The organism is Haloferula chungangensis, from assembly GCF_042664875.1.
Lineage (GTDB): Bacteria > Verrucomicrobiota > Verrucomicrobiia > Verrucomicrobiales > Akkermansiaceae > Haloferula > Haloferula chungangensis.
In genome coordinates this window covers 608592-624696 of the sequence record NZ_JBHTBS010000002.1, presented here as the reverse complement: position 1 = coordinate 624696, position 16105 = coordinate 608592, and the positions used below count along the sequence as shown (strand labels likewise).

Genomic DNA, 16105 nt, shown 5'->3' with positions numbered 1-16105 from the left:
TCATGAAAACCCTTCTCATCTCCCTCGCCTTTGCACTGCCCTTGCTTGCCGATGAATTGCCGGCTCCCCTCGCTCTAAAGACCGCCGCCAGCGCCTTCCTCGCCTCGCTCGACGCCGCCCACCTCAAGCAGGCCAGGATTCCCTTCGCCGACGCCGAAAGGGAAAACTGGCACTACACTCCTATCGAACGTCTCGGCGTCCCGCTCAAGGACATGAATGAGGCTCAGAAGAATGCCGCCGTGGAATTGGTCACCACCGCACTCAGCGAAAAAGGTGCCTACAAGGCCGCTCAGATCATTTCCCTCGAAGCCGTCCTCGCCGGCATGGAGAACGACCCGGTCGGACGCGATCAGGAAAAATACTTCACCACCATCTTCGGAGAACCCGGTGATCCCAAAGGCTGGGGATATCGTATCGAAGGCCACCACCTTTCAATCAACATCACCATCGTCGACAACAAGGACATTTCCGTGACGCCTTCATTCATGGGTGCCAATCCCGCCGAGGTTCGCGAGGGAGAATCCAAAGGTCTCCGCCCCCTCGCCGCAGAAGAAGACCTTGGCCGGGCCCTCGTCACCAGCCTTCTCGAGAGCGGAAAAAAGGAGGTCATCTTCGATGAAAAACCTCCGAGAGAAATTCTAACAGGTGAAGACCGCGTCGCCAAACAACTCACCCCCGTCGGCATCACGAGCGCCGACATGAGCGAGGCACAGAGCAAGGCACTGCTGGAACTCATTGCTGAATACACCGGCCGTTTTCGCGAAGACCTCGCCGATACCGACCTCAAGAAAGTCAGCATGGCGGGCAGGGACCAGCTCCGCTTCGGCTGGGCCGGCTCGACCAAGCCGGGCGAAGCTTACTACTACCGCATCCAGGGCCCGACCTTTCTCATCGAAGCCTGCAACGTCCAGAACAACGCCAATCACATCCACACCGTTTGGCGCGACCTTGAAGGCGACTTCGGTCGCGACGTGCTCAAAGAGCACCTCAAGGACCACGAGTAAAATTCCCCGAAAGATTCCGGCTCGATCCGGTAATACAGGTGGAACATGCACGGATCCCCTGAAAACCCCGAAGAGCGGCTTGTCGGCCTGATCGCCCGTCATCAGCCGGAGATCCATCGCTATGTGCTGGCATTGCTTCCCGATCGAATGCTGGCCGACGACGTCGTTCAGGAGACCAACCTCGTCCTCTGGCGGAAGGCCGCTGACTACGACCCGGCCCAGCCCTTCCTGCCGTGGGCACTCGCCATTGCCTGGTATCAGGTGAAAGCCGCTCGCCGCGACAGCGCGCGCGATCGTCATGTCTTCGACGACGACCTCGTCGAAATCCTTGCCTCCGAAAGCAGCCAGGAAGCCGATAGCCTCGACCTCTCGGAAGCCCTCGAACACTGCCTCGGCGAGCTCCCGGCGCAACACCGCCAGCTCATCCTCGAGCGTTATCAACCCGGCGCCTCGGTTCAGGATCTTGCCGCCGCGCGCGCCAAGTCACCGACCGCACTCTCCCTTTCCCTGCTCCGCATCCGCAAGGCGCTCGAACTCTGCATCGAGCGCAAACGCAAACTCGCCACACCATGAAAGAGGACCCCACCGACCACCTCATTCAGCATTTGTTAGACGGCACTCTGGAAGATGACAGCCGCGCCGAACTCAACGACATTCTGCGAAACTCACCCGAGGCTCGCGACCGGTATCGCCGCGCCTTCGCCCTTCACAGTGCACTCATTCGGCGCGATGCAAGCAAGCTACCTGATTTCCTCTCGAGATCAGAGGCTCCGAAAAAAGTCTCCTTCTTTCGAAGAGAATCACTTCAGGCAGTTGCGGCGCTGATCATTGTGGCTCTGATTCTCGGATCCTCCGGCATGTTCGCGCTTCACAGACTCAAGCCGCGCGCGGAGATCCTCGAATCGAACCTTGCCGTCTATCAAACCGGAACCCACCACTTGAGTCCCGGGAAGATGCCCGCTGACGTTCCGGTCGAACTTGTTTCAGGTGACGTCAAGCTGGCGTATCCGAGTGGCGCCCTCGTGATCCTCGAAGCTCCCTGCCGCTTCAGACTCGATACCAAAGAAGCTCTCACCATTCTCCACGGACGCGCGTCAGTCCACGCTCCGCCCGGAGCGGAAGGCTTCCGTCTCGACACTCCCACAGGGCAAATCATCGATCGCGGCACCGAGTTCGGCGTAGCCGTGGGCAACGATGGCAAGAACCCCGTGGTGCTCACTGAGGTCTTCAAGGGCGAGATCGAGGTCAGCACTCAAAGCACCGACAAGGTCCTGCTCACCGACGGAGAAAGCCGTGCGATCACCAATGACGGCACGCTCCTTGAGCAACTCGACGAATCGCCTGTCCATCTCGCCAACGCCCTTCACCGCACTTCACAAATGTCGCGGTCCAGCACCGGCAATCTCGCACTTGGCAAACCCGTCATCAGCCCCGGCTACCTCACCCGACCCCACGGCTCGATCTTTCCTCCCGACAACCTAACAGATGGGCGACTCGATGACTCCGGCGTCCCGGGCGACTGGTCCTTCTGGCTCGCACCCGAGCATGAAGGCGGCGAATTCATCGTCGACTTGCTCGACACTCACGAAGTCTCACTCGTGTCCCTGCAAGGCACCACCAACCGCGCCATCGACGACCGCGGAGCCGCCAGCGTCGAATTGTTAGGTTCCCTCGACAACAAAACCTACTTCCCGCTCAGCGGAGGCCCCATGCCACGCATCGACCCCTCGCTCTACGGCCAGAGCTTTCCTTTCGAGGACTTCAACTTCCCGCCGGTTGAGCTCCGCTACCTCAAATGCATCATTACGTCCTACTACAAACACCCGACTCGCCCCGCTGATCACCGGAATCAGGGAGGTGGATTAAACGAAATCCGGATCTTCTCCGAGTGATGAAAGCGCTCTCGAACCCTTTTCTGATGAGACAACTCCTTCCCATCCTTCTTCTCACCCTTCCGGCCACGGCGGAAGTCGACTTTGCCCACGACGTCCGACCGATCCTCAACGCCAACTGCACCGCATGCCACGGCGGCGTCAAGGAAGCCGGAGAAGTCTCCTTCATCTACCGCGAACAGGCCCTCGGAAAAGGCGAATCCGGCAAACCCGTCATCGTCCCCGGCGATCCCGATGCCTCCGAAATGATGGTACGCATCCTCTCCACTGATGAAGATGAAGTCATGCCGAAGCCCGAGCACGGCCCACCGCTCAAACCTGACGAAATCGAAACCCTCCGCCAATGGATCAAGGAAGGCGCGCAATGGGGAGAACACTGGTCATTCACTCCTCCTAAGAAGCACGCCGTCCCAAAGGTCACCAACACCTCATGGCCACGCAATGACATCGATCGCTTCGTTCTCGCCCGCATCGAAGCCGAGAATCTAACACCTTCGAAGGAAGCCGACAAAGCCTCCCTGCTCCGTCGTCTCTCCCTCGACCTCACCGGCCTTCCCCCCACTCTCGACGAGCTCGATGCTTTCATCGCCGATACCTCGCCGGAGGCCTATGAAAAGCAAGTCGACCGATTGCTCGCCTCCTCGAGCTTCGGTGAACGCTGGGCCAGCATGTGGCTCGACCTCGCCCGCTATGCCGACTCCGAAGGCCTCGGGATGGATCGTCGGCGCGATGTCTGGAAGTACCGCGATTGGCTCATCGATGCCTTCAACCGCGACCAGCCTTACGACGAGTTCACCATTGATCAACTTGCCGGCGACCTCATCCCGAACAGCACGCTCGATCAAAAAATCGCCACCACCTTTCACCGCCTCACTCAGGTGAATGACGAAGGCGGCACCGACGATGAAGAATTTCGTGTCGCCGCCGTGCTCGACCGGGTCAGCACCACCTGGGAAGTGTGGCAGGGCCTTACCTTCGGCTGCGTTCAGTGCCACAGCCACCCTTACGACCCGATCAAACACGAAGAATTCTACGAGTTCGTCGCCTTCTTCAATCAGTCCGTCGATGCCGACTTGAGTGAAGACCTCCCGAAGCTTCAGGTCCCACTCGCCGACACCCAATACCATCGGTCCAACGAACTCCAGACCACCATCCGCGAAACCGAAGCAGCCCTCCACAAACTCCGCTCGGAAATCGACGTAAATTCCCGTTGGGCACCCATGAAGAACGCTCAGGCCACCGCGACCAAAGCCAAGCTCAGCATCGTCGAGCACCAGGGCCGCGAGGAATACCGCTCGGACTCGAACGTCGCCTCCGGTGCGGTCTATCAGCTCACCTTTCCCACCGATCTTCCTCAGCTCAGTGCGCTGAAGATCGAGTTTCTCCCACTCGATGAAGAGACCGCCAAACACACGCCCGAGTGGGGTGCCTTGCTTCAGAAGATCACGATTGAAACCATCGACGCCGACAACAAGGCCACACCTGTTGCTTTGGCCGAGGTCATCGCCGACGAAGCCCACCCGCTTTTCAACTCTAACAACTCCATCAGCGGCAAAGGTCGCGGCTGGGGCACCTACTCAAAGACCTTCAGCCCCCGTCATGCCATCGTCGTCCCGAACGAACCCGTTGCCACTCCACCCGGCACGCGGATCAAGGTCACCATCCACAACGGCGGCACCATTCTCGCAAGTTTCCCAATGGCTTCAAAACGCGGCCGTCTCTCCATTACCGACGACCCCGCATGGACGATCCAGAACAGCGATCCAATCATCGCCGACCTGAAAAAGAAGCTCGACGCCGCCCGCAAGGAACTGAACGCCATCCCGCGCACCACTGTTCCCACCATGCGCGAACGCGACCCCGCCTACCTACGACAGACCCACGTCTTCATCCGCGGGAACTGGCTCGAAAAGGGTGAACTCATCCCTGAACCCGACACTCCCGGCGTTTTCCCGGAACTCAAGCCCGAGGGCAAGCAAGCCACCCGTCTTGATCTCGCCAAGTGGATCGCCTCGCCGCAAAACCCTCTAACAGCCCTCGTCGCCGTCAACCGATTCTGGCTCGAACTCTTCGGCACCGGCATTGCACCAACCCCCGAGGACCTCGGCTCGGCCGGCGAAAAACCAAACCATCCCCAGCTGCTCGACACGCTTGCCCTGCGCTTCAGCACCGACATGAAGTGGAGCATGAAGACGCTCATCCGTGAAATCGTCACCAGCGCCACCTACCGTCAGGATGCCAGCATCAGCCCCGAGCTTCTCGAGCGCGACCGCTTCAATCGCTTCCTTGCCCGCGGTCCGCGTCAGCGACTCAGCGCCGAAATGGCCCGCGACACCCCCCTCGCGGTCTCCGGTCTTCTCACTACAAAGGTTGGTGGGCCACCCGTGCACCCGCCCATTTCTCCCGGTGTCTGGACACCCTTTGCCGCAGACAAATGGGACACCCCAAAGGAAGGCGAGCCCAACCGCTACCGTCGCGCGATCTACACCTACTGGAAACGCAGTATTCCCTATCCCTCCATGATCACCTTCGACACCCCGACGCGTGAGATGTGCTCCAAACGTCGCCTCGTCTCCAACACTCCTCTCCAGGCCCTCACCATCCTCAACGACCCCGCCTTCCATGAATGCGCTCAGGGTCTCGCACGGTGCATGAAATATGAAACCACCGGCAACCTCGACGCCCGGCTCGCCTTCGGCTTCCGAGTCGCCACCTCCCGCGAACCCTCACCCGACCGCCTCGCCGAACTACGTTCCCTCTTCGAAGATCTCGAGGAACGCTACGCCGCCGCCCCCGACACCATGAAAGGCCTCGCCGGCACCCCCGACGGCGCCGCCTACACCGTCGTCGCCTCCGTCCTCCTCAACCTCGACGAAGCGATTACTAGGTAGATAGTAGATGATGGATGGTGGATGATAGATTTTGGACCTCCGCCATCCGCCATCCGCCATCCGCCATCCGCCATCCGCCATCCGCCATCCGCCATCCGCCATCCGCCATCCACCATCCACCATCCACCATCCACCATCCACCATCCACCATCCGCCATCTGCCATCTGCCATCTGCCATCCATGAACTTGCTCCAACACCTCCAGCAGGCCGGACTCAATCACCTAACCCGGCGTCATTTCCTCAAGGACTGCTCGACCGGGCTCGGTGGCATGTGGCTCGCTGGTCAAGGCCTCGCCCAGGCCTCCGGCAAACTTCACATCGAGCACGACCCTTCGAATCCCCTCGCCGCCCTCGCGCCCAGCTTCGCTCCCAAAGCAAAGCGCGTCATTTACCTCCATATGGTCGGAGCCCCGAGCCAGCTCGAACTCTTCGATTACAAACCGACTCTCGCCAAATTCGACGGCAAGCAATGCCCGCAGGAATACCTTGAAGGCCAGCGCTTCGCCTTCATTCAGGGTGTTCCGAAAATGCTCGGCCCCCAGTTTGATTTCAAACAACACGGCCAGTCCGGCGCCTGGATTTCCGACCGGCTCCCTGAGCTTACCAAGCACGCAGACAAGCTCTGCTTCATCAAGTCGATGCAGACCGATCAGTTCAACCACGGCCCGGCCCAGCTCGTCGTCCACACCGGCAACCAGAACCTCGGCCACCCCGCGATGGGCTCATGGGTCAGCTGGGGCCTCGGCACCGACAACCAGAACCTCCCCGGTTTCATGGTCCTTATTTCCGGCGGTCGCCTTCCCCGCGTCGGCGCCTCACTCTGGGGCAGCGGCTACCTTCCCTCCGTCTATCAGGGTGTCCAGTGCCGCTCCACCGGCGATCCCGTCCTCAACGCCGCCAACCCCGCCGGCATCACCCGGGATGTCCGCCGCGCCGCCCTCGACTCGCTCGCCCGACTCAACACTAAGACCCATGAGGACTTCGGCGATCCGGAGACCATCACCCGAATCGCCCAGTATGAAATGGCCTACCGCATGCAGGTTTCCGTGCCGGAAGTCATGAGCATCAAGGACGAACCACAGCACGTTCACGAAATGTATGGCACCCAGCCCGGCAAGGAATCCTTCGCCAACAACTGCCTGCTCGCCCGCAAGCTCGCCGAGAACGGCGTGCGTTTCATCCAGCTCTTCGACTGGGGTTGGGATTCCCACGGCGCAAGTGCCAGCGAGGCCATCAACGAAGGCTTCAAAAAGAAGTGCCACTCGATCGACAAACCCATCTCCGCTCTCCTCACCGACCTCGAACAGCGCGGCATGTTAGACGACACCCTGGTCGTCTGGGGCGGAGAATTCGGCCGCACCTCGATGCAGGAAAACCGCGGTGGCGGCGACGCGAACAAGTTCGTCGGCCGCGACCACAACCCGAATGCCTTCACGCTGTGGATGGCTGGTGCCGGCGTGAAGCCCGGCATTTCCTACGGGGAAACCGATGAGATGGGCTACCAGGTCGTCGACAAGCCCGTCCACGTCCGCGACCTCCACGCCACCCTGCTCCACCTCTTCGGCTTCGACGCCAAAAAGCTCTCCTTCCCCTTCCAAGGCCTCGACCAAAAGCTCACCGGCGTCAAACCCGCGAAGGTAGTGAAGGACATCCTCACCTAATGATTGCCTGAGTTCTCCGCCGATCGCCTACCGATCATGAAGGCGCCACAACTCTCCATCTTGGGTGCAGCCCCGTGGACTGCTGCAGCCTGCTGCCGCTGTCCGTGTGACAGCCCTGCTGTCCACGGCGAAGCACTCGTTGCAGCCCGCCTCGCAGCAGGGCTGCATTGGCCAACAGCGGCAGCAGGCTGCACGCACTCCGCAGCCTACGGCGTTCAAACAGAACCCTTCTCGCAAAAACTATGCCTGCGCCCCGATCCCGATCCCTCCCAAAAACAGTCGCGTGAGGCGCAGCCTTTTACGCGACGCGACGCGACCCTTCAAGTGCCCTGAAGGGGCCAAAGATCATAGCCCGGGGTAAGCGAGGAACGAGCGCCACCCCGGGTACCCCCATCCGAAGCCCTACCGCGAACAAGCCAGAACACCTCCCCTCACCGTTGCACTTTCCCGAAGTTCGCCAAATCCATTTTCGCCTGATTCTCTTCAGGCGGCCACCCTCTCGTGGAACCAGTTTCCTCATCCAGAAGACTTCATGGAAGTTCCTTCAATCCTTTACTGAGCTTTCCATGCGATGCGTATTTCAGACTATCTTACCACGACTCTCTTCAGGCTCATCAAAATTAATCCTGTCATCACTAGCGCTAACGCCCTTGGCTCGGGTATCAGATTGACACCCGTGATTAAACCCTCATCGCGGTTTGGTCCAAATGGAGAAACTCCAAAGATCGGACCGATCGCTCGAGTGTCATCAAACTGACTCAAGTCGATCGCTTCGGGAAGAATCCCATCACTGAATGCTCCACCCGTAGAATCGAAGAGCCATATCGATATTGCTCCGTTGTCGTTAAATCCGTCAATTCCGACAGTCGCCATAGCAGGAAGGTAAAACCCACGGACCTCAAGCCAGTCGTCGGAGTCCCCACCATCATGAACAAAAACGCCTGCACGGAAGGGTATCTCGGGGCCGGTCGACACATTCAAAGATCGGCCATCTAGTTTGAAGTCGATTAGATCGTAGAAGCCAGAAGAAGAACGACTCTCATTCAATGAACTCGTGTCATAGCTGAAGAATCCAGTAAACTCTCCGCCTACTTCTCCGGTGAACACACTAACGTCCCGACCCCTCTTTTCGGTGATCTGTCCTGTAAATGAAAATAGCAAGGTCGCTGCTGAGGCGGAGACCCCACAAAGATAATGAACAAGACCAATGCCCATCCAGGTTCTTATCAATGTTTTCAAGCTTCCCATGGACGACCTACAACTAATTCAGACAAAGCTATATCAGAACAACACCTATTCAAGCTCAGAACCAAACTTACACATCACCCGATGCCAACAGCCCTGATGAGCGAAGGCACGGGACTACGTGCAAATTTAGACAAGAATAGGTCATAATCCTAAAAAATCTGACTCAGCCCCTCGGGAGTAAAAATTTTGATCTGGGAACCATGGGTTCTTCTTTTCGCGCTACTTACCCGACTTTACGTGAAGCTCGCCAAGGGCATAAAAGACATCTTCACCTAAAAACCCCCTGCACCTGCCCCTCAGGCACCCATCCCCTCCTTTGATCCGCAAGCTCCACCTCCACCCAACCATCCCGCCTCCCGACGATTTCAATCTCAAGCCCGTCGTGCAGCGCCTCGTTGAACGCCGTCTCATACCGATACGACGGCCCCTTCCTCGCAAACACCTCCGGCACGACGATCACGCCCTCGCGTCCATCGCGCTTCACCGCGACCAACAAAAGCCCTCCTGCGCCCCCTAACAGGAGCAGCGCGAATCCCGCGCCAGCGATCAAGCCCCGCTTGCGATACCGAAGGTAGGCAAGCCCCAGACCCCAGAAGGCGAACGAGGTCACGATCATCGCCATCCTGATCCACGAGCTCGGCACTTGCTGCCACCACGCTGATTTGCGGTCCACCACCACGTCGACCGATAGCGCCCGCGCCGCGGAGAGGTTGTCGCGAATCGTCGAGTCGAATGGCCGCAGTACTTCCGCCTGACGATATGAAGCAATCGCCCGACCAATCTCTCCCGCCTGAAACCAGGCATTCCCCGCATTCAGCCAGGCCTTTCCCGCATACTGGCCATCCCGCGCACAGGCTTCAAAAATCAGTGCCGACTCGGCAAAGCGGGAAAGCGTCTCCTCACTCCCCGCTTCCGCTTCGAACGCCTGATCGAAAGTCTTCGTCGCCCGCTCCCAATCGGCCTCCTCACCCATCGCCGAGCCGACTAACAAGATCAGCAGCATCACCACCAACGAGCGACTCAGCGCCTGGCCGATCCGCTTCGCCAAACCGTTCAATTCGGGAATCTTCGCCGTCTTCGCCTCCGTCGAAAACGCCTGCGCATCGAGCGACTCCTGACTGCTCACCACCAAATCCACATCCTCCTTCGAGACCCCAAGCTCCTTCAATCGCTGCTGCGCGTCGCCCGAGGTCCACGCCGCTGGCTCCACGCCGAGACTGGTTGCCACAAAGCCACGAAACGCCTCCCACTTTTCCACCGTCCCTTCCGGCAAGCGGGTGAAGGCATCGTAGGCCATCCTTCGCGCCCGATACTCCGGACTCAAGGCCCGCAGTCGCCTTTCCTTCACCCACGGCAGCAGCACGGCAAACATCACCGGGCCCATCGCCATCAGGAACCAGAAGTATCGATCAACAAAGTTCCAGAGCATGTTCAGTATTTCATCCATCGTCGTAATCTCCGCATTCTGCCAAATCCCGTCCGGCGTGTCCGTTAGACTCGGCTCATCGCCGCCAAGCGTCTTCGCGTCGAAATAATCCCGGCCGTCCCGAGGAAGAATGCGCAGCGGAATCTCATCGGTTCTCAGCATTTGATACTCACCGCTCGCCGGATCGAAAATCTCAAACTCCAGCCCGGGCAGGGATTCCAGCTTTGTTGTCAGCGGGCGCACGCGGGTGCGGAAAATCGTCCCCTCATCATGCCAGGCCCGACCGTACTCCGCATCGACCTTGAACCAGCTTCGCAGCGCCCGCTGTTTTGTCAGGGGCGGAAGTTCCAGAAAGCCGTGCGGCGCCTCCGAGCTGACTTTCAAATCAAGCTCCACCAACTGCCCCACCTCGGTCTCCGTCGGCTTCGCCGAAACCTCGATCCTGCAGGGCGCGAACAAGCCACTGAAGGACTCCAAGCGCCCCTCCACCGGCAGCGGCAACACCTCGATTTCGATCGGCTCCGACTCCGTGAAGACCCGTTCATAGGCCTCGCCCTCCGGAACCGCATCAAATAAGCCGTTGTTGAAGTAGGCCGCGTAGGGCGCGAAGGCCCCGCCATCACGCATCAGGCGCGCGCACTCCAGTCGAACCGCCGGCAAACTGAATTTTCCCGGTTCGGTGATCCGTAAAAAGGTCCGAAACCTCACCACTCCCAAACCATCGCCTTCCCCCGGGGCATCCCGCTCCGCAATCACCCGACGCCCGCCAAAGGGCATCCCCATCTGCCGCTCCTCCGGCACCACACTGCGCGGCACCAGCACCTCGATCTTCGGGTCGTTGAAGAAGTCCGGGTAGCAATGCATCGATCTCAGCCGCTTGGTCGGCACGCGACAGTGCCACTCGATATCAAGCCGCAGCGGTTCGCCCGCGTAGATCGTCTTCTTCGCCGGAGTGATCTTCAGTTCCATCTCGTCGGATCGACGCGGCACGCTGATCGTCACCGTCTTCGCCTCGGACTGATAGCTCGTCGTCTCCGAAACAAACTCCAGCGCCGGAAACACCACGGCACCTCCCCGTTGCGGCAACCACTGGATCATCGCCACCGCGCCCTTGCCGTTCTCCGCTTCGAGCACTTCCACCGAAATCACCGCCACGCCATTCGCGCCTTCCGGCGATTCCTCGGCCTCCTCCGCCATTTCCGGGAGTGTCACCATCGCCGTCGCCGTCACCCCCTCGAACCACGATGCATCGCGGAACTTCAGCTCCACCATTTTCACCGGCAACTTCACCGCCTCGTCCACCGCGCGGACCAAGCCCGCCAGCAAGAGCATCGCCAAAAATGTTAGAAAGCCTTTCATCACCAATCCTTCTCCACCTTTCCGGCCTGGCCCTTCGCCCGCTGCTGTTCGCGGAACTGCATGTTCCCCTGCTCCTCCATCAAAAGCTCCTCGGCCGAATAATTCGGCACCGGCAGCGGCGCCATCTCGCTTCCCGCGGCCAGGTCGCCCTCCATCGGCATCGATGAAGGCATGCCATCCTCCGAGTCCTCGTAGTCCTCCCAATCGCCCTCCTCGTCCCACTCCCCTTCATCATCCTCGCCCTCCTCGGATTCGCCCGAATCACCGCCTTCGAGGATCGCAAGGATCTCCTCAATCTTGAGAATTGCTACCTGCTGCTGCGCCGCCGACTCCGCCCATCTCGACCACTCGGCAAGCGCTTCCCGTGCCTTGTCCTGAGCTCCCAGAAGCTCGGTCATCAGTCGCAGCGGCACGCGCATCATGCTCATTTCCGGCGGCGTGCCCTCTGGCATTCCGGCAAGCATCTCCTGATCCAACGCCGTCATTTCACCTTCAATCGATTGCGCCTCGGACTTCAGAGACCCTTGTTCCCTGCCAAACTCTTCTCCCTCACCCGACGCCGGTGGCGAGCTGTTAGATCCTCGCTTCGGTAACCGCTCCGCGACCTTCGTTCTCAGTTCGCTCTGCTTCTCGTGCAGCTCCTTCAGGTGCTCGATGATCTTATCGAGCTTCTCCTGAAGCGCCTGCTCTTCCTGTTCCTTTTCCTTCAGTGCCGCCGCATACGCGGAAATCCTCACCGCCGTGGAATCCAGACGCCTCCCCGCCCGCTCCAAGCCCGGATCCAACCGAGCCGCCTCAAGAAAACACCGCTGCGCCTGACGCGCCGCCTCCAAGGCCCCGCCCGGCGACTCGCCCGCGAGCCCCTCGGCACGATTCAGATAGCAGAGCGCCTGGTTGAAACGAATCGCCGCCGTTTGAAAAGACGTCTGGCCTTCCACTTCGCCGTAGGCCTCCAGTGCTTCATCAAATTTCCCCTCCACCTGCAAAGCCCGCGCCTCATCGAAGACCACCGACTCAGCACGCATCGGCTGAAGGAAGGCCAGCGACATCAGCATCACCCCGATCCCCGCCCGACCCATCCGACCACCGAGTAATAGCAGCACCAGCGCCACAGCAATCAGCCCGAAGCCCGCCTCGCGATACACCACAAAACTATCCGCCCCCACCGCGCCCTCCGCCGGCTTGTCCATCGCGAAGTTCGCATACAAGTCCCCGAGATCGAAAGCAGCCGTGCCCGGTGCGACGAACGACGCCCCCCTGCAATCCTCCGCCAGCCCGCGCAGCACCTCCTCGTTGAGTCGCGTCGAAACAAAGTCGCCATCCTGCTTCAAATAACTCTTCCCGCCTTCTTCATTCTCGATCGGGATGCGGCTGCTCGACGTCGGATCTCCCAAGCCGACCAAAAGCAGATCCACCCCACGCGATTCTAACAACTCCGCCACCCGCTTCGTATCCGGCACGTGATCTTCGCCATCGCTCAGCACCACCAGGTCCTGCATGCCACTCCGTTCATCGGAGAAAACATTGTCCACCGACTTCTCGACCGCCGACAGCACCGTCGTCCCGCCAAAATCCACCGCCCGTGGGCTGACCTGCTCCAGCATGTAGCGCACGAAATCGTAGTCGTAGGTCAGCGGACAGAGAATCGTCGCGCTCCCCGCATAGATCACCAAGCCGGCACGTTCCGTCCCGAATCCTTCCAAGGCATCGCGCACGCCCTGCTTCGCCGCTTCGAGTCGCGAGGGATGCGCGTCCTCCGCCAGCATGCTGCGCGAAACATCGATCGCAAATACCACATCGCGTCCACTCTGCGACACCGAGCGACGCTCCGGCGCATAGCCCGGACGCGACATCGCCAGCACCAGCAGAACCATCGCGATCACCCGCAGTGCATCTCTCCCAAACTCGCCCTTCGTCGGCTCCAGCCCCAGCTTCCGTCTCAGAGCCGCCCGCTTTTTCCGCGCCCGCGCCAGCAATCCTGCCAGCGGCACGATCGCCAGCAGCAACAGCAGCATCCAGGGCCATTGAATCGCGACGTAGTTCATGAGGTCGTTCGCAACAGGGTGGACTCCAACAGCAATCCCGCCATCAGAGCGAGCAGACCCGCCGCCAGTGGCAGCCAGAACCACTCGGTGGTCTCATTGAAATTACGCGATGAGATCTTCGAGCGCTCAAGCTTGTCGATCTCCTCATAAACCGCCTTCAAGGAATCGTAGTCGTGCGCTTTGCGAAACACCCCACCGGTTTCGCGGCTGATGTGATCGAGCACTCTTTCCGCAGGGGAAAGCAGCGGGGCCGACGCTCCCTCCATCGGATCGCCCAGACTGATGGAATAGACCTTGATCCCCCATTCCTTCGACAAGCCCGCAGCTTCCAGCGGCATGTGATTGCCCGAGTTGTTCTCACCGTCTGTTAGAAGCACGATCACCCGGCTCGCCACCTCGCCACCGATCGCCCCTCGACCTTCCACCTCGATCTCGTCGAGGTGCTTCAAACGCGCCGCCGCCAAGGCCAGCGCATCGCCATAGGCCGTGCCATCCTCGTTCGGCCGGTCCTGCACCGTCAGGCTACGCACCAACTGAAGCAGTGCCGGATGTCCAAAAGTCAGCGGACAGCGCGTGTCCGGATAGCGCGCAAAAGTGATCAGCCCGATCAGGTCGTCCGCCCTTCCCACCAAGTTCTCCCCATCCCCGGCGATGAAATCCTCGACCAGCGACTTCGACACCTCCATCCGCGTGCGCTTGTCGCCATCGGGCAGGTTCATATTCATGTCCATGCTGCTCGACACATCGACGAGCAACTGGATCGCGATGCCTTCGGTCACTTGCAGACTCTTCGTCGATCCCGCCTGCGGCCGCGCCAGCGCCGTGATCAGGAACGCGACGCATAAGAACTTCAGCCAGCGCAGCACCCACAGATAGCGCGCCCGGCCTTCTCCGACGTGCTCCCAGAGCCGCACCGATGCCACCGGCAAGCCACCCGACACCCGACGCTTGCGCAGCATCAGAAAGGCCAGCAGCGGAATCAGACCTAACAACCACGGATACGCAAAGCTCATCGCGCCTCCTCCTTCCGCAAGATCTCCATCACCCGCTCGACATCCTTTCCGCCGCCGTAAACCACCTCCGACAAGGCCTGCCGCGCCTCATCCGACCAATCGCGCTCGTCCAGCAAGCGCTCCAGATTCTCCGGGCTGAGATCCATCTCCGACTTCCCCGCGACCTCTTCGACCACCCCCGTGCGATTTGATTTGAGCATCCACCACCAACAACCCAAAGCCATCAGGACACCGCCAATGATCCACGCGACCTGACCACCTTCAGCGACTTCATCAATCTCCTCCGGAAACTCCAAAGGCTCACTGCTTTCATCCACCGTCGCAAAGGGGAGCACCTCCACCCGAATCGGCTCCAGCTTCACTTCCTCGATGCCTTCGTGGGTCTCTAACAACGCGAGCCCCCCATCGATCACAAACTCGCCCGACGAGTCCGCCTGCAAAAGCCAGGTTTCCTGCTGCCGATAGCGTCCATCTTCCAGCCGCACCGGCACTTCCTCGACCGCCACCCGATGCAGATGGTCATGTCCCGGAATCTTCAGCTCAAAGCGCCCGAACTCCTCGCGCTCCATCGTCACCCGCAACTCAAACAATTCCCCCGGCTTCACGGTGGATGGCACGACTTCCACCGCCATCCCCGAGCCGGCCTGCGCCACCGCAAGCAAGCATCCGAAAATCACCGAAACCATGAGCGCGACTTTCATCATCCTCCGGTTTCATCGGCCAATCGCCGCTGCCTTGCGCGGAAAAATCCCGCCAGCGCCGAAACACAGTCTTCTCCCACGCCGAGCTCCATCAAACTCACTCCGCGTTCCATCATCTGCTCCTGAAGCGCCTCATGATGCCGTTCGTCCGCCAGCTTGCGCTTTCTCAGATCCACATAGCGGGTCTCACCCGACTCCGAGTCCACCAAACGCACCAGCCCATCTTCCTCCGACTCCAGACCACCGGTCTCTAACAAGTTCACCGCATTCAGATCGTGCCGCAGCGCCAGCGCGCTCAGATCGTCAAGGTAGTCACCCGCCAGGAAGTCCGAAATCACGAAGGCGACGGAACGTTTCCGGGCCATGTGACCGAAGCGTGTCAGCACCTCGTTGAATGCGGTCTCCCGACCTTCCGGCTGGAATCCCACCAACGCCTCCATGATCCGCAGTCCATGCTGCCGACCCTTCGAAGGAGGAATCATCAGCTCGATCCGATCGGTGAAAAGCACCAGCCCCACCCGGTCACCATTCCCGATTGCCGACATCGTGATCAGCGATCCCAGCTCCGCCATCGTCGCGCGCTTGCGACCGCCCTCGCCTTCCAGCATCGAGGCCGAGACATCGACCAGCAGGTAGATGAACTGCTCACGCTCTTCGATGTGGCGCTTGATGTGCGCGGTGCCCGTCCGCGCCGTCACTTTCCAGTCCATCATCCGGACATCATCGCCCGGTTGATACGGTCGCACGTCCTCGAACTCGACGCCCTGTCCGCGAAACACCGATCGATACTCGCCGACCAGCAGATGCTCCACCGGCCGACGGCATTTCAGTTCAAGCAGCCGAAGCCGACTTTCCATTTCATC

General features: G+C 60.2%; 12 protein-coding genes. 5 read left to right on the top strand and 7 right to left on the bottom strand.

What is annotated here, in order from left to right:
- Positions 1-2 precede the first annotated feature (2 nt).
- Genes ACFQY0_RS06535 through ACFQY0_RS06520 form a run of 4 tightly spaced genes read left to right on the top strand, consistent with a single transcriptional unit; the run spans position 3 to position 5787 of the window.
- Positions 3-1004, top strand: coding sequence for a DUF3500 domain-containing protein (locus ACFQY0_RS06535; RefSeq protein WP_379710541.1), 1002 nt, complete (start codon positions 3-5; stop codon positions 1002-1004).
- 45 nt (positions 1005-1049) lie between these two features.
- Positions 1050-1577, top strand: a complete 528-nt coding sequence (locus ACFQY0_RS06530) for a sigma-70 family RNA polymerase sigma factor (protein ID WP_379710538.1) — start codon at positions 1050-1052, stop codon at positions 1575-1577.
- Entirely contained in the window at positions 1574-2896 is a 1323-nt protein-coding gene (locus ACFQY0_RS06525; RefSeq protein ID WP_379710535.1) for a FecR domain-containing protein, read from the top strand. Before ACFQY0_RS06530 ends, ACFQY0_RS06525 begins: the two co-directional genes overlap by 4 nt.
- A 26-nt stretch (positions 2897-2922) precedes the next feature.
- Positions 2923-5787: a PSD1 and planctomycete cytochrome C domain-containing protein gene (locus tag ACFQY0_RS06520; protein ID WP_379710532.1), complete on the top strand. Its 2865-nt coding sequence runs from the start codon at positions 2923-2925 to the stop codon at positions 5785-5787.
- Here the strand turns inward: ACFQY0_RS06520 and ACFQY0_RS06515 are convergent.
- Positions 5780-5959: a hypothetical protein gene (locus tag ACFQY0_RS06515; protein WP_379710530.1), complete on the bottom strand. Its 180-nt coding sequence runs from the start codon at positions 5957-5959 to the stop codon at positions 5780-5782. The two genes, ACFQY0_RS06520 and ACFQY0_RS06515, sit on opposite strands and share 8 nt — an antisense overlap.
- Positions 5960-5968: 9 nt before the next feature.
- On the opposite strand from ACFQY0_RS06515, the gene ACFQY0_RS06510 reads away from it, so the two are divergent.
- Complete coding sequence (locus ACFQY0_RS06510) at positions 5969-7450, top strand: DUF1501 domain-containing protein (protein ID WP_379710527.1); 1482 nt, start codon at positions 5969-5971, stop codon at positions 7448-7450.
- A 585-nt stretch (positions 7451-8035) separates the two neighbouring features.
- On the opposite strand, the gene ACFQY0_RS06505 is transcribed toward ACFQY0_RS06510, so the two are convergent.
- The 6 genes from ACFQY0_RS06505 to ACFQY0_RS06480 all read right to left on the bottom strand — a co-directional run bounded on the left by ACFQY0_RS06505 (position 8036) and on the right by ACFQY0_RS06480 (position 16099).
- Entirely contained in the window at positions 8036-8689 is a 654-nt protein-coding gene (locus ACFQY0_RS06505) for a hypothetical protein (RefSeq protein WP_379710524.1), read from the bottom strand.
- A gap of 277 nt (positions 8690-8966) precedes the next feature.
- Complete coding sequence (locus ACFQY0_RS06500; protein ID WP_379710521.1) at positions 8967-11483, bottom strand: SH3 domain-containing protein; 2517 nt, start codon at positions 11481-11483, stop codon at positions 8967-8969.
- Positions 11483-13528 carry a VWA domain-containing protein gene (locus ACFQY0_RS06495; RefSeq protein ID WP_379710518.1) on the bottom strand — a complete coding sequence of 682 codons (2046 nt, stop codon included), beginning with the start codon at positions 13526-13528 and terminating at the stop codon, positions 11483-11485. The genes ACFQY0_RS06500 and ACFQY0_RS06495 overlap by 1 nt, the downstream gene beginning before the upstream one ends.
- On the bottom strand, positions 13525-14541 hold the full coding sequence (locus ACFQY0_RS06490) for a vWA domain-containing protein (RefSeq protein WP_379710515.1): 1017 nt from the start codon (positions 14539-14541) through the stop codon (positions 13525-13527). The genes ACFQY0_RS06495 and ACFQY0_RS06490 overlap by 4 nt, the downstream gene beginning before the upstream one ends.
- The gene (locus ACFQY0_RS06485; protein WP_379710512.1) at positions 14538-15242 is read right to left on the bottom strand and encodes a hypothetical protein; all 705 of its coding nucleotides are present in this window, start codon (positions 15240-15242) and stop codon (positions 14538-14540) included. The genes ACFQY0_RS06490 and ACFQY0_RS06485 overlap by 4 nt, the downstream gene beginning before the upstream one ends.
- Positions 15242-16099, bottom strand: a complete 858-nt coding sequence (locus ACFQY0_RS06480) for a DUF58 domain-containing protein (RefSeq protein ID WP_379710509.1) — start codon at positions 16097-16099, stop codon at positions 15242-15244. Before ACFQY0_RS06480 ends, ACFQY0_RS06485 begins: the two co-directional genes overlap by 1 nt.
- Positions 16100-16105: the final 6 nt, after the last annotated feature.

Coding starts and splice junctions, on each gene's coding strand:
- ACFQY0_RS06535 (WP_379710541.1), top strand. CDS start 3: ATGAAAACCCTTCTCATCTCCCTCGCCTTTGCACTGCCCTTGCTTGCC.
- ACFQY0_RS06530 (WP_379710538.1), top strand. CDS start 1,050: ATGCACGGATCCCCTGAAAACCCCGAAGAGCGGCTTGTCGGCCTGATC.
- ACFQY0_RS06525 (WP_379710535.1), top strand. CDS start 1,574: ATGAAAGAGGACCCCACCGACCACCTCATTCAGCATTTGTTAGACGGC.
- ACFQY0_RS06520 (WP_379710532.1), top strand. CDS start 2,923: ATGAGACAACTCCTTCCCATCCTTCTTCTCACCCTTCCGGCCACGGCG.
- ACFQY0_RS06515 (WP_379710530.1), bottom strand. CDS start 5,959: ATGGCAGATGGCAGATGGCGGATGGTGGATGGTGGATGGTGGATGGTG.
- ACFQY0_RS06510 (WP_379710527.1), top strand. CDS start 5,969: ATGAACTTGCTCCAACACCTCCAGCAGGCCGGACTCAATCACCTAACC.
- ACFQY0_RS06500 (WP_379710521.1), bottom strand. CDS start 11,483: ATGAAAGGCTTTCTAACATTTTTGGCGATGCTCTTGCTGGCGGGCTTG.
- ACFQY0_RS06495 (WP_379710518.1), bottom strand. CDS start 13,528: ATGAACTACGTCGCGATTCAATGGCCCTGGATGCTGCTGTTGCTGCTG.
- ACFQY0_RS06490 (WP_379710515.1), bottom strand. CDS start 14,541: ATGAGCTTTGCGTATCCGTGGTTGTTAGGTCTGATTCCGCTGCTGGCC.
- ACFQY0_RS06485 (WP_379710512.1), bottom strand. CDS start 15,242: ATGAAAGTCGCGCTCATGGTTTCGGTGATTTTCGGATGCTTGCTTGCG.
- ACFQY0_RS06480 (WP_379710509.1), bottom strand. CDS start 16,099: ATGGAAAGTCGGCTTCGGCTGCTTGAACTGAAATGCCGTCGGCCGGTG.